Origin of the sequence: Carbonatibacter coralli (genome assembly GCF_039592655.1) — a bacterium.
GTDB classification, from domain to species: Bacteria; Pseudomonadota; Alphaproteobacteria; order Kiloniellales; family Kiloniellaceae; genus Carbonatibacter; species Carbonatibacter coralli.
Genome location: NZ_JBBUTJ010000006.1, coordinates 167,858 through 185,853, shown reverse-complemented (window position 1 = coordinate 185,853; position 17,996 = coordinate 167,858). Strand labels below are relative to the sequence as shown.

14 protein-coding genes are annotated in these 17,996 nt (G+C 55.0%); 7 read left to right on the top strand and 7 right to left on the bottom strand.

From position 1 onward, the window contains the following. Positions 1-464 precede the first annotated feature (464 nt). Positions 465-941 (top strand): peptide-methionine (S)-S-oxide reductase MsrA, encoded by a 477-nt coding sequence (gene msrA, locus AAAH10_RS13970; RefSeq protein ID WP_343564620.1) that lies wholly within the window; start codon positions 465-467, stop codon positions 939-941. A gap of 67 nt (positions 942-1,008) precedes the next feature. Here msrA and AAAH10_RS13965 read toward each other — a convergent pair whose 3' ends face one another. Continuing rightward, the gene (locus AAAH10_RS13965; protein ID WP_343564618.1) at positions 1,009-1,587 is read right to left on the bottom strand and encodes a membrane lipoprotein lipid attachment site-containing protein; all 579 of its coding nucleotides are present in this window, start codon (positions 1,585-1,587) and stop codon (positions 1,009-1,011) included. 101 nt (positions 1,588-1,688) lie between these two features. Between AAAH10_RS13965 and AAAH10_RS13960 the strand changes: the two genes are divergently transcribed. From AAAH10_RS13960 to nadC, 4 genes are all read left to right on the top strand, one after another. Further along, complete coding sequence (locus AAAH10_RS13960) at positions 1,689-2,705, top strand: NUDIX hydrolase (protein ID WP_343564616.1); 1,017 nt, start codon at positions 1,689-1,691, stop codon at positions 2,703-2,705. Positions 2,706-2,873: 168 nt separating this feature from the next. After that, entirely contained in the window at positions 2,874-3,920 is a 1,047-nt protein-coding gene (nadA, locus tag AAAH10_RS13955; protein WP_343564614.1) for a quinolinate synthase NadA, read from the top strand. After that, positions 3,917-5,521: an L-aspartate oxidase gene (locus AAAH10_RS13950; protein WP_343564612.1), complete on the top strand. Its 1,605-nt coding sequence runs from the start codon at positions 3,917-3,919 to the stop codon at positions 5,519-5,521. The genes nadA and AAAH10_RS13950 overlap by 4 nt, the downstream gene beginning before the upstream one ends. Beyond that, on the top strand, positions 5,503-6,357 hold the full coding sequence (nadC, locus tag AAAH10_RS13945) for a carboxylating nicotinate-nucleotide diphosphorylase (protein ID WP_343564610.1): 855 nt from the start codon (positions 5,503-5,505) through the stop codon (positions 6,355-6,357). Before AAAH10_RS13950 ends, nadC begins: the two co-directional genes overlap by 19 nt. On the opposite strand, the gene AAAH10_RS13940 is transcribed toward nadC, so the two are convergent. The 3 genes from AAAH10_RS13940 to rfaE1 form a co-directional block, all read right to left on the bottom strand. Further along, positions 6,267-7,229, bottom strand: coding sequence for a methylenetetrahydrofolate reductase (locus AAAH10_RS13940; RefSeq protein ID WP_343564608.1), 963 nt, complete (start codon positions 7,227-7,229; stop codon positions 6,267-6,269). The genes nadC and AAAH10_RS13940 overlap by 91 nt on opposite strands. A 247-nt stretch (positions 7,230-7,476) precedes the next feature. Further along, positions 7,477-9,060, bottom strand: a complete 1,584-nt coding sequence (gene purH / locus AAAH10_RS13935; RefSeq protein ID WP_343564606.1) for a bifunctional phosphoribosylaminoimidazolecarboxamide formyltransferase/IMP cyclohydrolase — start codon at positions 9,058-9,060, stop codon at positions 7,477-7,479. A 61-nt stretch (positions 9,061-9,121) separates the two neighbouring features. After that, positions 9,122-10,660 (bottom strand): D-glycero-beta-D-manno-heptose-7-phosphate kinase, encoded by a 1,539-nt coding sequence (rfaE1, locus tag AAAH10_RS13930; RefSeq protein ID WP_343564604.1) that lies wholly within the window; start codon positions 10,658-10,660, stop codon positions 9,122-9,124. A 280-nt stretch (positions 10,661-10,940) separates the two neighbouring features. Between rfaE1 and AAAH10_RS13925 the strand changes: the two genes are divergently transcribed. Further along, on the top strand, positions 10,941-12,167 hold the full coding sequence (locus AAAH10_RS13925; RefSeq protein ID WP_343564602.1) for a hypothetical protein: 1,227 nt from the start codon (positions 10,941-10,943) through the stop codon (positions 12,165-12,167). Positions 12,168-12,169: 2 nt separating this feature from the next. Here AAAH10_RS13925 and recQ read toward each other — a convergent pair whose 3' ends face one another. Then, positions 12,170-14,038, bottom strand: coding sequence for a DNA helicase RecQ (recQ, locus tag AAAH10_RS13920; RefSeq protein WP_343564635.1), 1,869 nt, complete (start codon positions 14,036-14,038; stop codon positions 12,170-12,172). Positions 14,039-14,225: 187 nt separating this feature from the next. Here recQ and AAAH10_RS13915 point away from each other — a divergent pair, with 187 nt between their 5' ends. Beyond that, the gene (locus AAAH10_RS13915) at positions 14,226-14,672 is read left to right on the top strand and encodes a hypothetical protein (RefSeq protein WP_343564600.1); all 447 of its coding nucleotides are present in this window, start codon (positions 14,226-14,228) and stop codon (positions 14,670-14,672) included. A gap of 89 nt (positions 14,673-14,761) precedes the next feature. On the opposite strand, the gene AAAH10_RS13910 is transcribed toward AAAH10_RS13915, so the two are convergent. Continuing rightward, positions 14,762-15,478, bottom strand: coding sequence for a Bax inhibitor-1/YccA family protein (locus tag AAAH10_RS13910; RefSeq protein WP_343564598.1), 717 nt, complete (start codon positions 15,476-15,478; stop codon positions 14,762-14,764). 245 nt (positions 15,479-15,723) lie between these two features. Then, complete coding sequence (locus AAAH10_RS13905; protein WP_343564596.1) at positions 15,724-17,712, bottom strand: acetoacetate--CoA ligase; 1,989 nt, start codon at positions 17,710-17,712, stop codon at positions 15,724-15,726. Between the last annotated feature and the right edge of the window lie 284 nt (positions 17,713-17,996).

The following is a 17,996-nucleotide window of genomic DNA, read 5'->3' as shown; positions in this document are numbered from 1 at the left end:
TTCTGTCTCCATTAAAGAAAACAGACACATGTGTGTGTACACGTATGATGCATAAACCGACAGTTTTACTGATACAAACAGCAAACCGCCGCCTACGCATCCCTTCCAAAAAACTATGTCAAACAGCTGATCCCAAAAGGATCCTTAATCTCGTCCAACCGGGCCGCACTCAACCGCGCCGCCCCGTCGGTGAAGGCCCTTTTAAGGAACTCGATCAACACACGCAACCCCTTTTTTTGCATTTTTGTAAAATAATTCGGACCTGCACCCCCAAAGGCCGCAAACCCTTAGAAAGAATCACTTTTCAAATACAAATGTGAACCAAATGCACCAGCACAACAAAACCACACCCGATAGAAACAGGAGCCTGATCACATCACCGTTAGAAAGACTCGACCTTTGGGCAAAATCTGTCACTCTGCTTGGCAAAGATGAATTGAATATCCCTTTGGAGGTTATCAGGAATGGCAATCGCTACCTTTGCCGCAGGTTGTTTTTGGGGCGTTGAATATCACTTCCAGCAAATCCCGGGTGTCACCGACACGCGTGTGGGCTACATCGGCGGGCACACCAACGATCCGGACTACAAGAAAGTCTGTGCGGGTGACACCAATCATGCCGAAGCCATCGAAATCACTTACGACGGGAACGTCATCAGCTATGACGATCTGCTTCAGGCCTTCTGGGAATGCCATGACCCGACCCAGAAGAACCGTCAGGGGCCGGATGTCGGCACCCAGTACCGCTCTGCCATTTTCACACACAGTGAAGAGCAGGCCTCGGCAGCACGGATATCCCTGACCCGTCACGATGCTGCCGGTGTTTTTTCCTCTCCGATTGCAACAGAGATTGTGCCCGCGACAACATTCTATGAAGCCGAGGACTATCATCAAAGCTACGTCAAAAAAAAACGGGCCAAGATGGGTATGAGCGAGGCCTGAGCGGCTTTTTCAGAAAACTGTTCGGATTGTAAAAAAGGCCCGGAAATGATCCGGGCCTTTTTTACATTTACTCATTCAAATCGTAATAGCCGACGATCCGAGCAGCTTCTTCATCAGTAAAGGCCTTCACCTTGATTGCATCACAGAAATAACCGTCAAAGAAATTGTTTACGCCGGCATTGCTACCCCTTCTCCCCTTGGCAGAATTGCGTCTGAACCAGACACACTCAGCCTTGCCATCAGGCATTTTGGAATCAGCCAGAGGCACCGAGAAACAGCTGAAGCCATCACAACTCAGCTCCTTGATGTCAGCAAGATCAACATCCTTGAAAGCATTCCAGCGGAAAATATCCTTTTTGTTGGGATTGGGATCATTTTTCCAGATGCCAAACCCTCCGATTTCCTGAAAGTAAACTTGTGAAAAAGCAGGAACACCTTCCCAAGACGCAACATGATAATAGGAGAGATTGTCCTGCACCAGATTGCGATAGCAGTCATTGCTGTTAAAGGAATAGTGTTCACTGTTCCCGATTTTGACAGGACATTGCTCATCAGGCAGATATTCAGGCGCACGATTGCTTTCTGCTGTTGTCTGACATCCGGCCAGTGCAAATGCCGCGAAGGCAACACACAATAATTTTTTCATTTGCTTCCCCCTTGAAAGACTAGGCATAACTTTTAAACGGGTTCTCGCAAAGAGATCAAGATATTGTTACCACCCTTGATAATAAAAAGGATTTTTCATTTATGTCGCAACATGTCGCTATTGGTTTGAATGCAGTGATTGTTGCCGCAAATGAAGGACAACCCAAAGTTCTGGTTGTCAAACACACAACCGAAACGCTTCTGGTTCAGCAGGGTGCCGTATCGCAACGCACCCTGCCCAGCAATTCCCTGCCGGGAGAACGGGACAGCAACAACGATCTGAAGAGTCGCGAAGCCCTGCCCTTCGGCCCTTTCTATCCCGAGCGGCACCGCACCCTCGAAGAGGGACTGCGCAGCTGGGTGGCCGAACAGACGCAGCAGGAGCTCGGGTACGTCGAACAGCTCTACACCTTTGGTGATCAGGGGCGCGTACCGGGAGAAGAGCTGGGAGGCCCCCGGGTTATCTCTGTCGGCTATCTGGGGCTGGTCAACGAAACAACCATTCCCCAGTCCCTGCAGGGCCATGCTGTCTGGCACGACTGGTATGACTATTTTCCCTGGGAAGACTGGAGAAGCGGTGAGCCTGCGATTCTGCAATGGCTGAAAGGGCGGATTACCGAATGGGCCAGTGCGGCTGAAATCGGCAAAAGCGAACAGACCTCCCGCCTGGAACGCGCTTCCATTGTCTTTGGCCTGGATGACACCCCCTGGAACGGACGGATGGTTCTGGAACGCTACGAACTGCTCTATGAAGCCGGACTGGTCGCAGAAAGCCCGGCTTGCACAGACGCATCACAGGCCATACAGACAGGCCGCGCCATGACGCTTGATCACAGACGTATCCTTGCAACAGCCATGGGACGGCTGCGCGGCAAGATCAAGTACCGCCCCGTTGTCTTTGAACTGATGCCGGAAAGCTTTACCCTTCTGCAGTTGCAGCGATGTGTTGAGGGCCTGTCCGGAGAAGAACTCCACAAACAGAACTTCAGAAGACTGGTTGAGTCAAAGGGCCTCGTCGAAACAACCGGGCGCACCCTGAGCCAGACAGGCGGACGACCGGCAGCGGAATTCCGATTCAGGAGAGAGGTCCTGCGCGAACGGCAAGCTCTGGGTTTCTAGTCAAACCTCTCACATTGTTTGCTTTTTTCAGGCTCCATCTTCCATGGTACAGCCGGTTTGTCAAAGTCTCTTGACAAGATTAATACTCATTTCTAGCATAAGGTCCAAACGGTGCAAATCCTGCGCCCTTCTTTTAGAACAATAATATGCTCAAAAAGAGAATAAGAGATGGTACAAGCACAAGAAACCACCGCTTCCGTCCAGAACTGGCTTGAAGAGCCGGAGTTCACTCCGGAGGTCGAAGCCCGGATGGCACCTGTCTTCGAACGGGTCAGGGATGCCATCTCTGCCGAGGAATGGCCGGTCCTCGCTCCCTGGATTGACGAAATTCTCCGCCTCAAGAAAGAACGCAACGCCGTCATTCTGGCGCACAACTACATGACCCGCGATATCTATCACTGCGTCTCCGATATCGTCGGGGATTCACTCGCACTCGCGCAAAAGGCAATGGATGTGGAAGCCGACGTCATCGTTTCAGCAGGTGTCCACTTCATGGCCGAGACAGCCAAGCTGATGAACCCCTCCAAGACGGTCCTGATCCCCGATCCAGAGGCCGGATGTTCCCTCGCAGAATCGATCACCGGCGATGATGTCCGCATGCTGAAGCGAACCTATCCCGGTGTTCCTGTCGTGACCTATGTAAACACCTCTGTCGAGGTCAAGGCGGAAACAGACGTCTGCTGCACATCGGCCAATGCCGTGGAGGTTGTAAACTCGCTGGGAGCAGACCGCGTCCTGCTGATTCCGGATCGTTATCTTGCCGCCAATGTCGGAGCAGAAACAGATGTGGAAATCCTGACCTGGGAACAGGGGCGCTGTGAAGTCCACGAACGCTTCACGCCGGAGCAGATTGACCGTCTGCGCAAGGTCTATCCGAATGTCACCATTCTCGCACATCCGGAGTGTCCGAGAGAGGTTGTCGAGAAGTCGGATTTTTCCGGCTCAACAACAGCTCTGGCAAACTATGTCACAGAGAAAAAGCCTGAAGAGGTCGTCCTGATCACCGAATGCTCCATGAGTGACAACATTGCCTCCCAAAACCCGGCGACCCGCTTCATTCGCTCCTGCAATCTCTGTCCTCACATGCAAAAGATCACGCTGATGAACATCCGTGACTGCCTGCTTCACATGCGCAATGAGGTCACCATCAATCCCGAACACGAAGCACCCGCCCGTCAGGCCATTCAGAAAATGCTGGATCTGAAAAAGGCATGAACCGGACACCGCCCCCTCCTGCAGAGGTCCTGATTCTCGGAGCAGGCCTCGCCGCTGTCAGCACGGCCCTGCATCTGGCAGAGCAGAAACCGGAAGCCCGTATCATCATGGTGACAAGCGGTCGTTTTGCCGTTGATGCCTCTTCGGCATGGGCCCAGGGCGGTATTGCCTCTGCTCTCGGAGCCGACGACACTCCCGGTGATCATGCCAGAGACACCATCGCTGTCGGTGGAGGATTGTGCAACGAGGCAATCGTCAAACTGGTTACAGACGCAGGCCCGGATGCAATTGAGTGGCTTGAAAAGCAGGGGGTTGTCTTTGACAGGGAAGACGGAACCTACAGCCTGAGCAGGGAAGCTGCTCATCAGCACAATCGCGTCGCCCATTCCGGCAGGGACAGCACAGGGGCCAGCGTGATGGCCGCGCTCAAAACCGCTGTCGGGAACTGCCCGTCCATTGAACTCCGCGAAGAAACGGAGGTCATCAGTCTTCTCAAGAGTGAAACCGGCCGGATCTGCGGTGCACTTCTGAGGCAGGAAAATCAGGACAGGCCCTATTCCCAGTCTGCGCAGGCAACAGTTCTCGCCACCGGTGGCGTTGGTCAGCTTTTCAGCCGCTCCACAAACCCGGCGGCCATTCGCGGAAGCAGCCTTGCCCTTGCTGCAAGGGCCGGTGCACAGCTGACAGACCTTGAGTTCGTTCAGTTTCACCCGACATCTATCGATGGTGGTCCCCGCTTCAAACAGGGCGTTCCCCAACCCCTCGCAACAGAGGCCCTGCGCGGTCAGGGCGCTGTGTTGCTCAACAACAGGGGGGAACGCTTTATGGCACAACACCCGCAGCAGGAGCTGGCGCCCCGTGACGAGGTGGCCCGTGCCATTTTCAGGGAATGGAGCGAGGGCCGCGAGCCCAAACTGGATTGTACAACCGCAATCGGGCCGCGTTTTGCCAAGGATTTCCCGACTGTTTTCAGACTCTGCCAGGAAATCGGCATTGACCCTTCAAGAGAAGCCATTCCCGTTGTCCCTGCCGTGCATTACCACATGGGCGGAATCAGGGTAAATGCCCGGGGACGCAGCTCCCTCGAGGGTCTCTGGGCCTGTGGAGAAGCCGCCTGCACCGGACTGCACGGCGCAAACCGCCTGGCCAGCAACTCCCTGCTTGAAGCGCTGGTTTTTGGCAGACAGGTTGCAACCGATCTGGTCGACAGTCCGCCAACAGATTCCGGTCTGGAAACAGATGACACAGAAAACAGCGCTGTTGCCCCTCTGACAACAGAACAGACAGAACTGATCGGCAGGATACAACGCGAAAGCTTCAAAGCCCTGGGAGTTGTCAGAAATGCGACGGCACTCAACAGCTATCTGACGTTCCTCGACCAAACGGCCCTGAGCCCACCGGCAAAGCACCACCGAATCAGTGAACTTCTGATCAGCGGACGCCTGATCGCCCTCTGCGCACTGGCCCGGCAGGAAAGCCGTGGCGCTCACTTCCGCGAAGATGCCAGAGGCACAGACGCGCGGTATCAAAAGCCCCTGACAATCACTTTTGGCTGCATGCCCAGCTTTAGCGAGACCCCGAAATGCACAGACCACAACTGAACAGGTTCCTTGTAGAAGACGCGGTTCGCTCTGCCCTGAAAGAAGATCTCGGCATGGCTGGCGATCTCACAACCGAAGCCATTATCCCCCGGGATGCAAAGCTTGAAGCAACAGTTATCGCCCGGAAGGACGGCTGTCTGGCCGGACAGGACTTTGTTCTGACAGCCATGGCGATGATGGACAGCAGCGTCACTGCAGAGGTTCTCGTCACGGATGGATCAAAATGCACTGCAGGTGAAGAGCTCACGAGGCTCTCCGGCCCGGCCAGATCCATTCTGTCAGCAGAACGCGTCGGCCTGAATTTTATGGGCCGGCTGAGCGGCATTGCCACGACAACACAGCAGATCATTGATGCCGTTGGGAATTTACCTGTACGTGTAACCTGTACGCGCAAGACAACGCCCGGCCTGAGAGCCTTTGAAAAATATGCCGTCCGCTGCGGTGGGGGGCACAATCACCGCTTCGGCCTTTTTGATGCCGTCATGATCAAGGACAACCATGTCGCCGCCGTTGGCGGGAAGATCGGAGATGCCATCAAAGCGGCCCGTGAAGCCGTGGGTCACCTGGTTAAAATCGAGCTGGAAGTCGACACGCTGGAGCAGCTGGAACAGGCCCTCCCTTTCGGGCCGGATGTCGTGTTGCTGGACAACATGACACCCGAAACCCTGAAAGAAGCCGTTCGCCTTGTCAAAGGACGGGCCATCACCGAAGCCTCCGGCTCCATCACACCCCAAACGGCACGCGCCTACGCTGAAAGCGGTGTCGATGTTCTTTCTCTCGGCTGGCTGACCCACTCGGCACCGAACTTTGATGTCGGTCTGGACATCGCTTTCTGAGCAGAGGACTTTTTCCGGCCCCGTTTGCCGGCAAAGCGATCTCCCAGAAAAAACTCAAGGGCATGCAGGGTTCTCTGGACAATTTCACTTCGATTCAGCGTATAGAAGTGTAAGGCAGGAACCTCCTCTGCAATCAGCTCCAGACAAAGTGACAGGCATTTTTCAACAGCCACAGCCTCACGCTGGTAGGGATTGACCTTCTCCAGAAAGGCCTCCCGCAAATCCAGTGGAATGGAAGCACCACAACGCTGTGCAAAGGCCGTTACCCGCGAAAGATCATGGACGGGGAGGATTCCCGGCACGAGATCAAGTGTGACCCCTGCAGCGACAGCCTTGTCCCGGAAGGAGAGAAACTTGCCGGGATCATAGAAAAACTGGCTGATCGCACGCGTTGCGCCGAGATCCTGTTTGCGTTTCAGATAATCGAGATCAGCTTCAATCGAGCGGCTGTCAGCATGACCCTCCGGATAGAAGGCAACAGAGGTATCAAAGCCCCCTGTCCGCTGCACCAGCCCGAGGAGCTCCAGACTGCTTTCCATCGTCTCTCCGGAAGCTCTCTGATCACCTCTGAGCACCAGCAGATTGCGAATTCCCAGATCCTTCCAGTGTTCCAGAAGCCGCTCTGCCTGCCCTGATGTCAATCCACCAGCAGTAATGTGCGGGCGAAGGGTCTCTTGGTCACTCCAGCTTTCTGCAAGCCGGGTCACAGCTTCTGTGGATTTTTCCTGATCCGCATTCTGCGCACCAAAGGTCACAGACCAGTAAGCCGGTTTGAATTCACGCAGCATCATCCGGACAGTCTCAAGCTTTTGAAAGCCAAGCTCCGTGGATGGCGGAAACACTTCAAAAGAAAGATCAGGCAGTCCGGACATCGGATATCTCCATCTACATAAGGATATGTTTATGTCTTTATGTTTAATGTATTTCCTTATGTTGTCAACAGCAAAAAGAACACAAACCGACTTTATTTTTTCAGAAAACGACACGTGCGAAGATGAAGATGCGACAGCGTTAGATCAGGCTCACAAAAAAAAGCTGCTGGCCTCCAACGACCGGCAGCTTCTTCCCAAACAGATCCTGTGTTTTGTCTGTCTGCCACGGCAGACCCGGCAGGCAGCCCTAGTGGCGGAAGTGACGCATCCCTGTAAAGACCATCGCCAGACCAGCCTCGTCCGCAGCCGCAATCACTTCGTCATCACGCATGGAGCCCCCCGGCTGGATCACAGCAGTTGCTCCGGCCGCAGCCGCAGCCAGCAGCCCGTCGGAGAAGGGGAAAAAGGCATCCGAAGATACAACAGAGCCCTTCGTTGCAGGTTCCTGCAGACCTGCGGCCTCTGATGCCTCGGCAGACTTCCAGGCTGCGATCCGCGAGGAATCAACCCGGCTCATCTGCCCTGCCCCGATACCGACTGTTGCACCGTCCTTCACATAGACAATGGCATTGGACTTGACGTGCTTGCCCACGCGAAAGGCAAAGAGCAGATCTCTCATCTCCTGCTCTGTCGGCGCACGCTTGGTCACCACCTTGAGATCACTTTCCCGGATACAGCCGGAATCCCGGCTCTGCAGCAGGAAACCGCCCGCGATTGTCTTCATCGTCATCCCGCCGGCCGCAGGATCAGCCATACCACCCGTGGTCAACACACGCAGGTTCTTCTTGCCAGCCAGGACAGCCTTTGCTGCATCGTCCAGTTCCGGAGCAATAATCACCTCTGCAAAGAGCCTGGAAATCTCTTCGGCCGTTGCCGCATCCAGCGAACGGTTGACCGCAATAATACCGCCAAAGGCAGAAACAGGGTCACAGGACAGTGCCTTTGCATAGGCTTCGGAGAGCGTTGCAGCAGATGCGACACCGCAAGGGTTTGCATGCTTGATAATCGCCACAGCCGGCTCGGAAAACTCGGACACCAGCTCAAAGGCAGCATCCGTATCATTCAGATTGTTGTAGCTCAGGGCCTTGCCCTGATGCTGGATCGCAGAAGCAACCCCCGGACGCTTTTCCATGGACTGATAGACCGCAGCTTCCTGATGCGGGTTCTCGCCGTAACGCAGGACATCCTGCAACTTGCCACCCAGTGTGATTTCCGGCGGGAAAGCATTCCCCAGCTCTTTCTCCAGCCAGCCCGCAATCATGGAATCATAGCGCGCTGTGTGACCATAGGCACGTGCAGCCAGCTTCTGACGCAGGGCAAAGCTGGTGGAACCACCGCTTGCCTTCAGTTCCGCGATAACATCGGCATAGTCTGCGGGATTTGTCACAATCGTGACAGAGGCATGGTTCTTGGCCGAGGCACGCACCATCGCCGGACCGCCGATGTCAATGTTCTCGACACAGGCCTGATAGTCCGCACCGGAGGTCACTGTCGCCTCGAAGGGATAGAGGTTCACAACGACCATATCAATCGGTGCAATCCCGTGCTCGTCCATCGCCTGAAGATGTGTTTCCAGATCACGGCGTGCCAGAATACCGCCATGAATTGTCGGGTGCAGGGTCTTGACCCGGCCATCCATGATCTCCGGAAACCCGGTGTGAGAAGAGACTTCCTTCACGGCAACGCCGGCGTCTTTCAGAGCCTTTGCCGAACCGCCTGTGGAGAGGATTTCAACACCCAGATCGGCAAGCCCCTGCCCCAGTTCGATCAGGCCGGTTTTATCGGATACCGACACCAGGGCGCGCCGGATTTTGGAAGATGTCTCAGTCATGGTTTGCGTCACACTCTCTTTTTTCGAGTAGATGGTTTATCATCAGGTCCGGACAGGGATATTATTTTTGTATCCCCGTCTTTTCTGCAGTTTCTGCTGCACGAATTCTTTTCACGGTATCGGTTGTGGAATGGCCATCCTCGAGCTTCGCCAGGAAAACCCGTCCGCCAGCTGCCTTGACTTCGGCCCCGCCAACAACCTGCTCTTCGGTATAGTCGGCCCCCTTTACCAGAACATCCGGAAGGATCGCACGGATCAGATCCAGCGGCGTGTCCTCATCAAACAGAACAACATGGTCAACGGACTCATTGGCGGCAACCACTGCGGCACGCGCTTCTTCGGACTGGATCGGACGACTTTCACCCTTCAGGCGTCTGACCGAGGCATCGGTGTTCAGGCCAACCACAAGCCGGTCGCACTGTGAGCGCGCCTGATGGAGGATGGACACATGGCCGGGGTGAAAAATGTCGAAACAGCCATTGGTAAAGCCGACAACAAGGCCTTGCTCGCGCCAGCCCCTGATCCGTTCCAGCGTTTTGTCCAGATCGCTGACCTGCCCCACAGAACCCAGAAGATTGCTCCGGTCCCTGAGGGCCTGGCGAATTTCAGAAGGCGTGGCAACAGCAGTACCGGTCTTGCCCACAACAAGGCCCGCAGCAACATTGGCCAGATAAACACTGTCGATCATCGGCAGGCCCGCAGCAAGACCAGCGGCAACAACGGCAACAACGGTGTCACCCGCACCGGATACATCAAAAACCTCACGGGCTTCTGCTGCGAAGTGGGTTACGGATCCCTCCGCAGTGACAAGGGTCATCCCCTCCTCGCTGCGTGTTGCCAGAACAGCACCGACACCGCAGTTTTCAATGAGCTGCTGACAGGCACGGACAATATTCTCGTCCCCGAGAACCGGCAGGCCTGTCGCCTCCTGCAGCTCCTTGCGGTTCGGAGTGATCAGGGAAACCCCGCGATAGATACTGTAATCGCGCCCTTTCGGGTCTGCCAAAATCCAGCAACCCCTGGCCTGCGCCAGTGTGATCGCCTGCTGGAGAACATCTGCTTCCAGAACACCCTTGCCATAGTCGGAAAGAATGAGCGCACCCGCCTGATCCAGATGATTGGCGATGGATTTCAGCAGGACAGCCCTGACCTCGTCGGAAAGGGGGCCTGCCTCTTCCATATCTGCACGAAGGAGCTGCTGGTTGCTGGCAATAAAGCGCTCCTTGATCGTTGTGGGCCGTTCGGAAACGGCAATCAGACCCTCGGCCGCCCCCTGTTCCTCGTCCTCGACCAGTCTAGAAACCTCAAAGCCGACACTGTCATCGCCAATCACGGCGATCAGGCCCGTTGAAACAGAAAGGGAGGTCAGATTGCGCAGGACATTGCCTGCCCCGCCCAGCATGGATGTTCGCCGGGAGATTTTCAGAACCGGTATCGGCGCCTCGGGAGAAATGCGCTCTACAGCACCGTAAATAAAACGGTCCAGCATAACATCCCCCAGGGTAATGACCCGTCCCCCTGCAAGATTTGAGACAGCCTGAATCAGATCAACAGGGTTGAGGTCGTTGCGATCACCGGAAAGACGAGAAGAATCGGACATGCCAAAGCCAGAAAATGTAAAAGCATCAATCGTTCATTTGAGGCATCCGGCGCCTTGGAAAAAACGCAGGGCCTGCGAATGATTTAAACGAACAGGAGCAAAAAAGCAAAAAGCCATTACCGCAGATCAAAAAGCAGCCCGGATGATAGTCTTTTGACACAAAAGCAGGGGACTTTTTAACTTTTCTGTGTCATTTACTGTAGGATGGATTGTGGGAAAAGCAGCATTTTTATAAGATTCGCGACCCATAAAGAGTAACCCCCCACTTCAGAGCAGCTTCATGGTCCAGAATTCACGTCTTTCAGAAACCAGCGGGCAGGAAAATATCCTTCTGGATTTCATAACGCGCATTTCAAGAGCCGCCGAGGGTCGGATTGCCAACGTTGTCCACCTGTCCAAACTACATCAGGACAATCAGAAAGACTATCATATCCGGATTATCAAAAATATTCTGGAAGACCTTGCAACCCGTTTTGAAGGGGCGATATTCACCCTGTCCGACAAGGACCTGGTCCTGATCACAAAGAATGCGACTGTCAATGACATCGAAGAGGTCATTGCCCGTGTTCGCGGCCTCTTTTCCGACGATCCCTTCTTTGCCGGAAATCCGGAACTGGCCGCAGACGCCTTCTGTTCCTGGTACGATCTCGTCACACAGATCGACGAATTCCACACCATGGCCGAGGAAAAGGCAACAGAAGCCGCACGCGCAAAGGCACGCGAGCGCTCTGAGCTGCTCGGCGCCAAGGCTCTGGATGGCCAGAACAAGAAGACAACGCCGATCAGACCGGAACAGCTGGAAAGCCTGTCAAAGGCCATCAAGCAGGCTGACCTGACCGCCATGATGAAACGCCAGAATGTCTATCTGGTTTCCAACGGAGGCAAACCGGAGCCCCTGTTCAAGGAGCTTTTCTTTTCCATCGAGACCCTTCAGACATCGCTGACGCCCAATCACGACCTGCTGGCGAACCGCTGGCTCTTTCAGGAACTGACGCGTCATCTTGACCGCCGCATGCTGGCCATTCTCGCCCAGAACGATGATTCCAGCCTCAAGCGCGCCTACAGCATGAACATCAACGTCGACAGCATCCTGTCCGACTCTTTTCTGAAGTTCGATGAAACACTGCGCGAAGAGGTTCGCAAATCCATCATCATCGAGTTGCAGGCCACAGATATTTTCAGCGATCTGGGCAACTTCTTCTTTGCCCGCGACTTCCTGCACGAACGCGGCTACAAGCTTTGCCTTGACGGCATGTGCCATCGCTCACTGGCCCTGATCGATCGCCAGAAAATCGGCGTTGATCTGGTCAAGATGAAATGGGATCCGGACCTGTCGCGTCTTGTTCGCACAAAACGCGGGGATGACCTGCGCCAAACCATCCAGGATACAAATCCCGAGCGTGTGATCCTCTGTCGCTGCGGGTCCCAGGAAGCGCTTGAAGTGGGCCAAAGCTTCGGGATCAAGCTCTTCCAGGGCTATTATCTGGACAAGCTCGGACGCTCCTGAATTCAGTCAGTCTCTTCCTGAATAACAGACAGGAAAGCCGGGCCGTACCGCTCAAGCTTGCGCTTGCCAACCCCGTAGAGATCTTCCATGGCCTCAAGTGTCGAGGGGCGTACCGTTGCCATTTCGAAAAGCGTTTTGTCGTTGAAAATGACATAGGGCGGCAGGGACTGCTCCTTTGCCAGCTCCAGCCTCAGAGCCTTCAGACGATCGAAAAGAGCCTGATCCCGACTGCTTTCAATGGCAAGTGCAGGACCAAAACTCCGTTTCGTCCGGCTTTTCAATCCTCCTCTTCCTCTGGAGGAAGGATCACGCCTGAAATCGACATCCTGTTCCCCTCGCAGAACAGGACGACATTCCGGCGTCAGCTTCAAAGCCCCGTACTCTTCGTTGTCGACCGTCAGATAGCCCAGGGCAATCAGTTGCCTGAAAATAGAGCGCCATTCGTTTTTCGTGAATTCTGTCCCAATGCCAAAGGTGCTCAGCTGGTCATGCCCGAAGCGCGTGCATTTTTCCGACGAAATTCCAAGAAGCAGATCAATCACATGGGCAGAGCCAAAGGACTGTCCACTCCGATAGACGCAGGATAACGCCTTGCGTGCAGCTTCGGTGCCTTCAAAGGTCTCGACCGGCTCCAGACAGGTGTCACAGTTGCCACAGGGCGTGGCTCCCTTCTCCCCGAAATACTCCAGCACCACCTGACGGCGGCAGCGCGCGGTTTCACAAAAGCCCAGCAGGGCGTCCAGCTTTCGCTTTTCAACACGCTTCTGCTCCTGCGAAGCCTCGGACTGGGCAGCCATCTGGTGCAAACGCGCCAGATCATTGGTGCCGTAAATCATCCAGGCTTCTGCCGGCAGGCCATCCCGCCCGGCGCGCCCGGTTTCCTGATAGTAGGCTTCCAGGGATTTCGGCAAATCGAGGTGCACCACAAAGCGGACGTCGGGCTTGTTGATTCCCATCCCGAAAGCCACCGTGGCCACCATGATCACAGCATCATCGCGGATAAAGCTGTCCTGACTTCGTGCACGCTCCTCCTTGCTCATCCCGGCGTGGTAGGCCAGCGCATTGTAGCCCGAAGCCCGAAGCATCTGTGCCGTGTCCTCGACCTTGTTGCGGGACATGCAGTAGATAATGCCCGCTTCCCCCTCATGGTCCTGCAGGAAACTTTCAAGCTGCCGCTTGGGAGCCGTCTTCAGGCCCACACGGTAGCGGATATTCGGGCGGTCAAACCCCGCCACATACTGCTCTGCGCTCTGCAGGTGCAGCCGCTCGACAATATCCTTCCGCGTCGGTCCGTCTGCCGTGGCCGTCAGGGCAATGCGCGGAATTCCGGGGAAGCGGTTCTTGAGAACAGCAAGCTGAAGGTACTCGGGCCTGAAATCGTGTCCCCACTGGGACACGCAGTGTGCCTCGTCAATTGCAAAAAGAGACAGCCTGCACCGCTCCAGCAGATCCAGAAAAGGCTCTGTCATCAGCTTTTCCGGGGCCACATAAAGCAGATCCAGCTCTCCGGAACGCATGACCCCCTCGATGGAACGGACTTCACTGAAATCCAGGGAGGAGTTGAGAGAGGCCGCACGAACACCGGCTTCACGCAAAGCCGTCACCTGATCCTGCATCAGGGCAATCAGCGGCGAGATAACAACAGCCAGCCCCTCCCGACACAAAGCCGGGATCTGATAGCACAGGGATTTCCCCCCGCCTGTCGGCATGAGAACCAGTGCATCTCCGCCTGAAACCACATGCCGGATAATGGCCTCCTGATCCCCGCGAAAGGAACCATAGCCGAAAACCCTCTGCAGAATGTCTGCAGGGCGTTCGTCAGCCGTCACAAAGGGAGTACCGGCTGATGGAGCCAGTCTCTCTGCTTCCATAGTCATGCGGGAAAAAACCTGAAGAACCTGTTCATCGTCATAAAGGGTTATAGCCCTGCTGCTGACTCAGCGTCAAAACCCTTTTGAGGGCTTTTTCCAAGTTCCCTGTCGACAAGGGCACTTTCAAGAAGTTAATCTCATAGCAATAAAAAGACTTTTTTATAATTCTTTGAACAGGATAAATGCGTTGCCCGATCAGAAACCGCTCTCGCCGGAAGAACTGAAAACACTCTACCGCAGTGGAGCACAGGACGATATTTCCGCACTTCAGAAGCTGATCTCCGGTCTTGCAGATCAGAAGCAGGAAGCACGTGCGGATGTCATCTCGGAAATGGCAGCCATTCTCCACAACGTCAAAGGCCAGGGAGCGAGCTTTGGCTACCCTGCCATCACCCTTCTGGGCAGCAATGCCCATCTGATGATCAGGTTTCTTCAGGACACCACCCCTGAAACAGGAGAGCTTGCGAACATCCAGGCTGTGATCAAGGCCCATCTGGACATGATCGAACTGCTCCTCAAAGAAGACATTCAGGACACAAAGAGCGCTCCGCTGAACAACGCGATCGCCGCACTGACAGAACACTGCGCCCGGAACCTGCCGCAAGACCTGCAGGACAAGGTCCTCCGAAGCTGACTGGCACAGTAAAATCGAGTTTGGCGAAACAGCACAACAAAAAACCCCGCCTTTTCAGACGGGGTTTTTCCTTGGAAGGCTCACACTGCCTACTCGCGGTTGCCCAGCAGTTGCAGCAGCATGATGAAGAGGTTGATAAAGTCCAGATAGAGACGCAGCGCACCAAAGATCGCCATGCGCTCACCGTCTTCCGCAGACATCGCTTCGGAATAGGACAGTTTGATCTGCTGCGTGTCATAGGCCGTCAGACCGGCAAAGACAACAACACCAACAAGGGAAATGATCAGGTGCATGACAGAGGAGGCAACAAAGATGTTCACCACCATTGCAATGACCAGCCCGATCAGGACCATGCCCAGCGCTGCACCAAGAGGGCCGAGGTTACGCTTGGTTGTGTAGCCGTAAAGGCTCAGACCAGCGAAGGAACCGGCTGTGATGAAGAAAACGCGGGCAACAGAAGCGCCGGTGTAGACCATGAAGATGTACGACAGGGAAATTCCCATCAGAACAGCGTAAACCCAGAAAACCATCTGGGCCGTGGCCGGCTTCATGCTGTGAATCTTTGCAGAGAGGAAGAAAACAAAACCAAGTGGCGCGAGCATCACAACCCACTGCAGCGGTGTGCCATAGATCGCCTGCATCATCGCAGGGCTCTGGGACACGCCAAAAGCTGTCAGTCCGGTCATGACCAAAGCCAGTGCCATGTAGTTGTATACCTTCAGCATGTACTTGCGAAGGCCTTCGTCATAAGCGGCCATGGTGGCCTGCTGACGTGTCATTCCATCAAACTGAGGACGTTCCATCATCTCTTTCTCACTCTGATCCCTAAAGTTTCAGTGTACCCGGGATAACCCCGTATAGCTCCGGTTAAAGTTCGGGAAGTTCAACACACCTGAACAGGCGAATCAGACTTCACGGATTTCTGATACCCATATTGGGACTTTCCGGAAGAAAATCAATGGGACAATCCGTCAAAAGAGACAGAAACCGATCTTTTTTGTCGGATATTCTGCCTCTTTTTCAACAGGAAAACCCAAAACCCCGTGCAGGCCTAGTCACTTTGCAGCTCGGGGAGGTTCCTGAAGAACTCCAGAGCTTCCGGATTTGCCAGTGCTTCCACATTCTCCACAGTTCGCCCGTTGACGACATCGCGCACCGCCAGCTCAGTGATCTTGCCGGAGCGGGTTCTCGGGATATCCTGAACAGCAAGCACCTTGGCCGGCACATGTCGGGGCGTACAGCCTGTCCGGATCTGTGTCCGGATGGTCTTGACCAGCGCCTCATCCAGCTCCGGACAGTCATCCTGCAGGACAACAAAGAGGACGACACGCACATCGCCATCCCAGTCCTGCCCGACCACAATCGCTTCGCGGATCTGCGGAAGGATCTCGACCTGGCGGTAGATTTCCGCTGTTCCGATCCGGACACCTCCGGGATTGAGCGTTGCATCGGAACGTCCGTGAATCACAAAGCCGCCCTGTGCGGTCTGCTCCAGAAAATCTCCATGGGTCCAGATGTTGTCAAAGCGGGCAAAGTAAGCCTTGTGATAGCGCGCACCATCCTCGTCACCCCAGAACATCAGGGGCATGGAGGGGAAAGCGCTCCGGCAAACCAGTTCACCCTTTTCACCCTGTGCCACCCTGTTGCCGTCACCATCCAGTGCACAGACGTCACAGCCCAGAGCCGGAGTCTGCAACTGTCCTTTCCACACAGGAGCGGTCGGTTCACCGAGCAGGAAACAGCCGACAATATCCGTTCCGCCGGAGATCGAAGCAATCTGCAAATCCTGCTTGATTGCGGCATAAATGAAATCATAGGCCTCCGGCAGCAATGGCGAACCCGTCGAATAGAGGGTTCTCAGCGCCTCAAGCCTGAAATCATCAGCCGGGCGCAGGCCCATTTTGTTGAGGGTATCCAGATACTTGGGTGATGTTCCGAAGTGGGTGACCCCTTCCTCGTCAGCCAGACGCCACAGAATATCGGGCGTCCCCGCAAAGGGCGAACCGTCAAAACAGATCACCCTGGCACCGGCCACAAGACCGGATACCAGCCAGTTCCACATCATCCAGCCACAGGTCGTGAAAAAGAACAGGCTGTCATCCTCTTTCAAATCACCATGCAACAAATGCTCGCTGACATGCTTGAGCAAAACGCCACCGGCCCGGTGCACAATGCATTTCGGCACACCCGTCGTGCCCGAGGAAAACATGATGAAAAGCGGCTGGTCATAGCCGGAACGGACAAATTCCAGCTCGTGATCCTGCGATCCGCCACCCAGCGCTTCCCAGGCCGAAGCCTTTTCAATCGAATGGCTTCGCAGTGCACCGGCACCCTCCCACGGGATCATCACGACAGCAGCCAGTGAATCAATCTGCGCAGCCAGAGCCTCGGCCTTTTCTGTTACAGAATGGCGCTTGTTGTTGTAATCGTAGGCATCAACCGAAATCAGAACCTTCGGGGAAATCTGGCCGAAGCGGTCCATCAGCCCCTGCACTCCGAAATCGGGAGAGGCAGAGGACCAGACAGCCCCCAGCGAAACAGTCGCCAGCATGCCAATGATGGCCTGCGGCATATTCGGAACAACCGCAGCAACGCGGTCACCCGGCTCAACACCCAGATCCTTCAAGCCCCTGGCAACGCGCGCGACTTCCGCACGCAGTTCGTCGCGGCTCAGGGCAGCCTTGCGACCTTCTTCACCCCAGAAAACCAGTGCTTCCTGGCTTCCCTCGTGTTTGAGGAGGTTTTCCGCAAAGTTGATCCTCGCTTCCGGGAACCAGATGCTTTTGCGTGGATCAGCATCCTGTTTCAGAAAGGGAGCCGCACCCTTCTCCCCGACAAGACCTGACCAGTCCCAAAGGGCTGACCAAAAGTCTTCAGGCTGTTCCACAGACCAGCTGTGCAGATCGGAAAAGGATGAAAATCCGGAAGGCATCCCGTGGCTTTCGGATACCCGTTTCATGAAGTCTGTGACGTTCGCGTTTTCAATGCGTTCGGCAGACGGACTCCACAAAGGAGCCTGGGACTGTTGCAGGTCTGTCATGTCTCTTGTTTCCCTGATTTTTTATCGTTGCGTTTACCGCTTGGGCAGCAAGGTAATAGACAAGGCCTTTAACGGGCAAGACTGATCTCTTCAAAGCGCTTTATTAATTCCCGGCACACTTCAACAGGCAGGATACAAACTCTTCATTTCCAAAGAGTTCTGCCTTTTCTGCAGCTACATTTTTCCGAATCCGGCAGGTTTCACTCCTGCCCGGATCACCCCGCTCGGACAGGCGGGAGCCATGGTTTCGTAACAACAGGGAAACCATTTGAAATCGTTTCCGA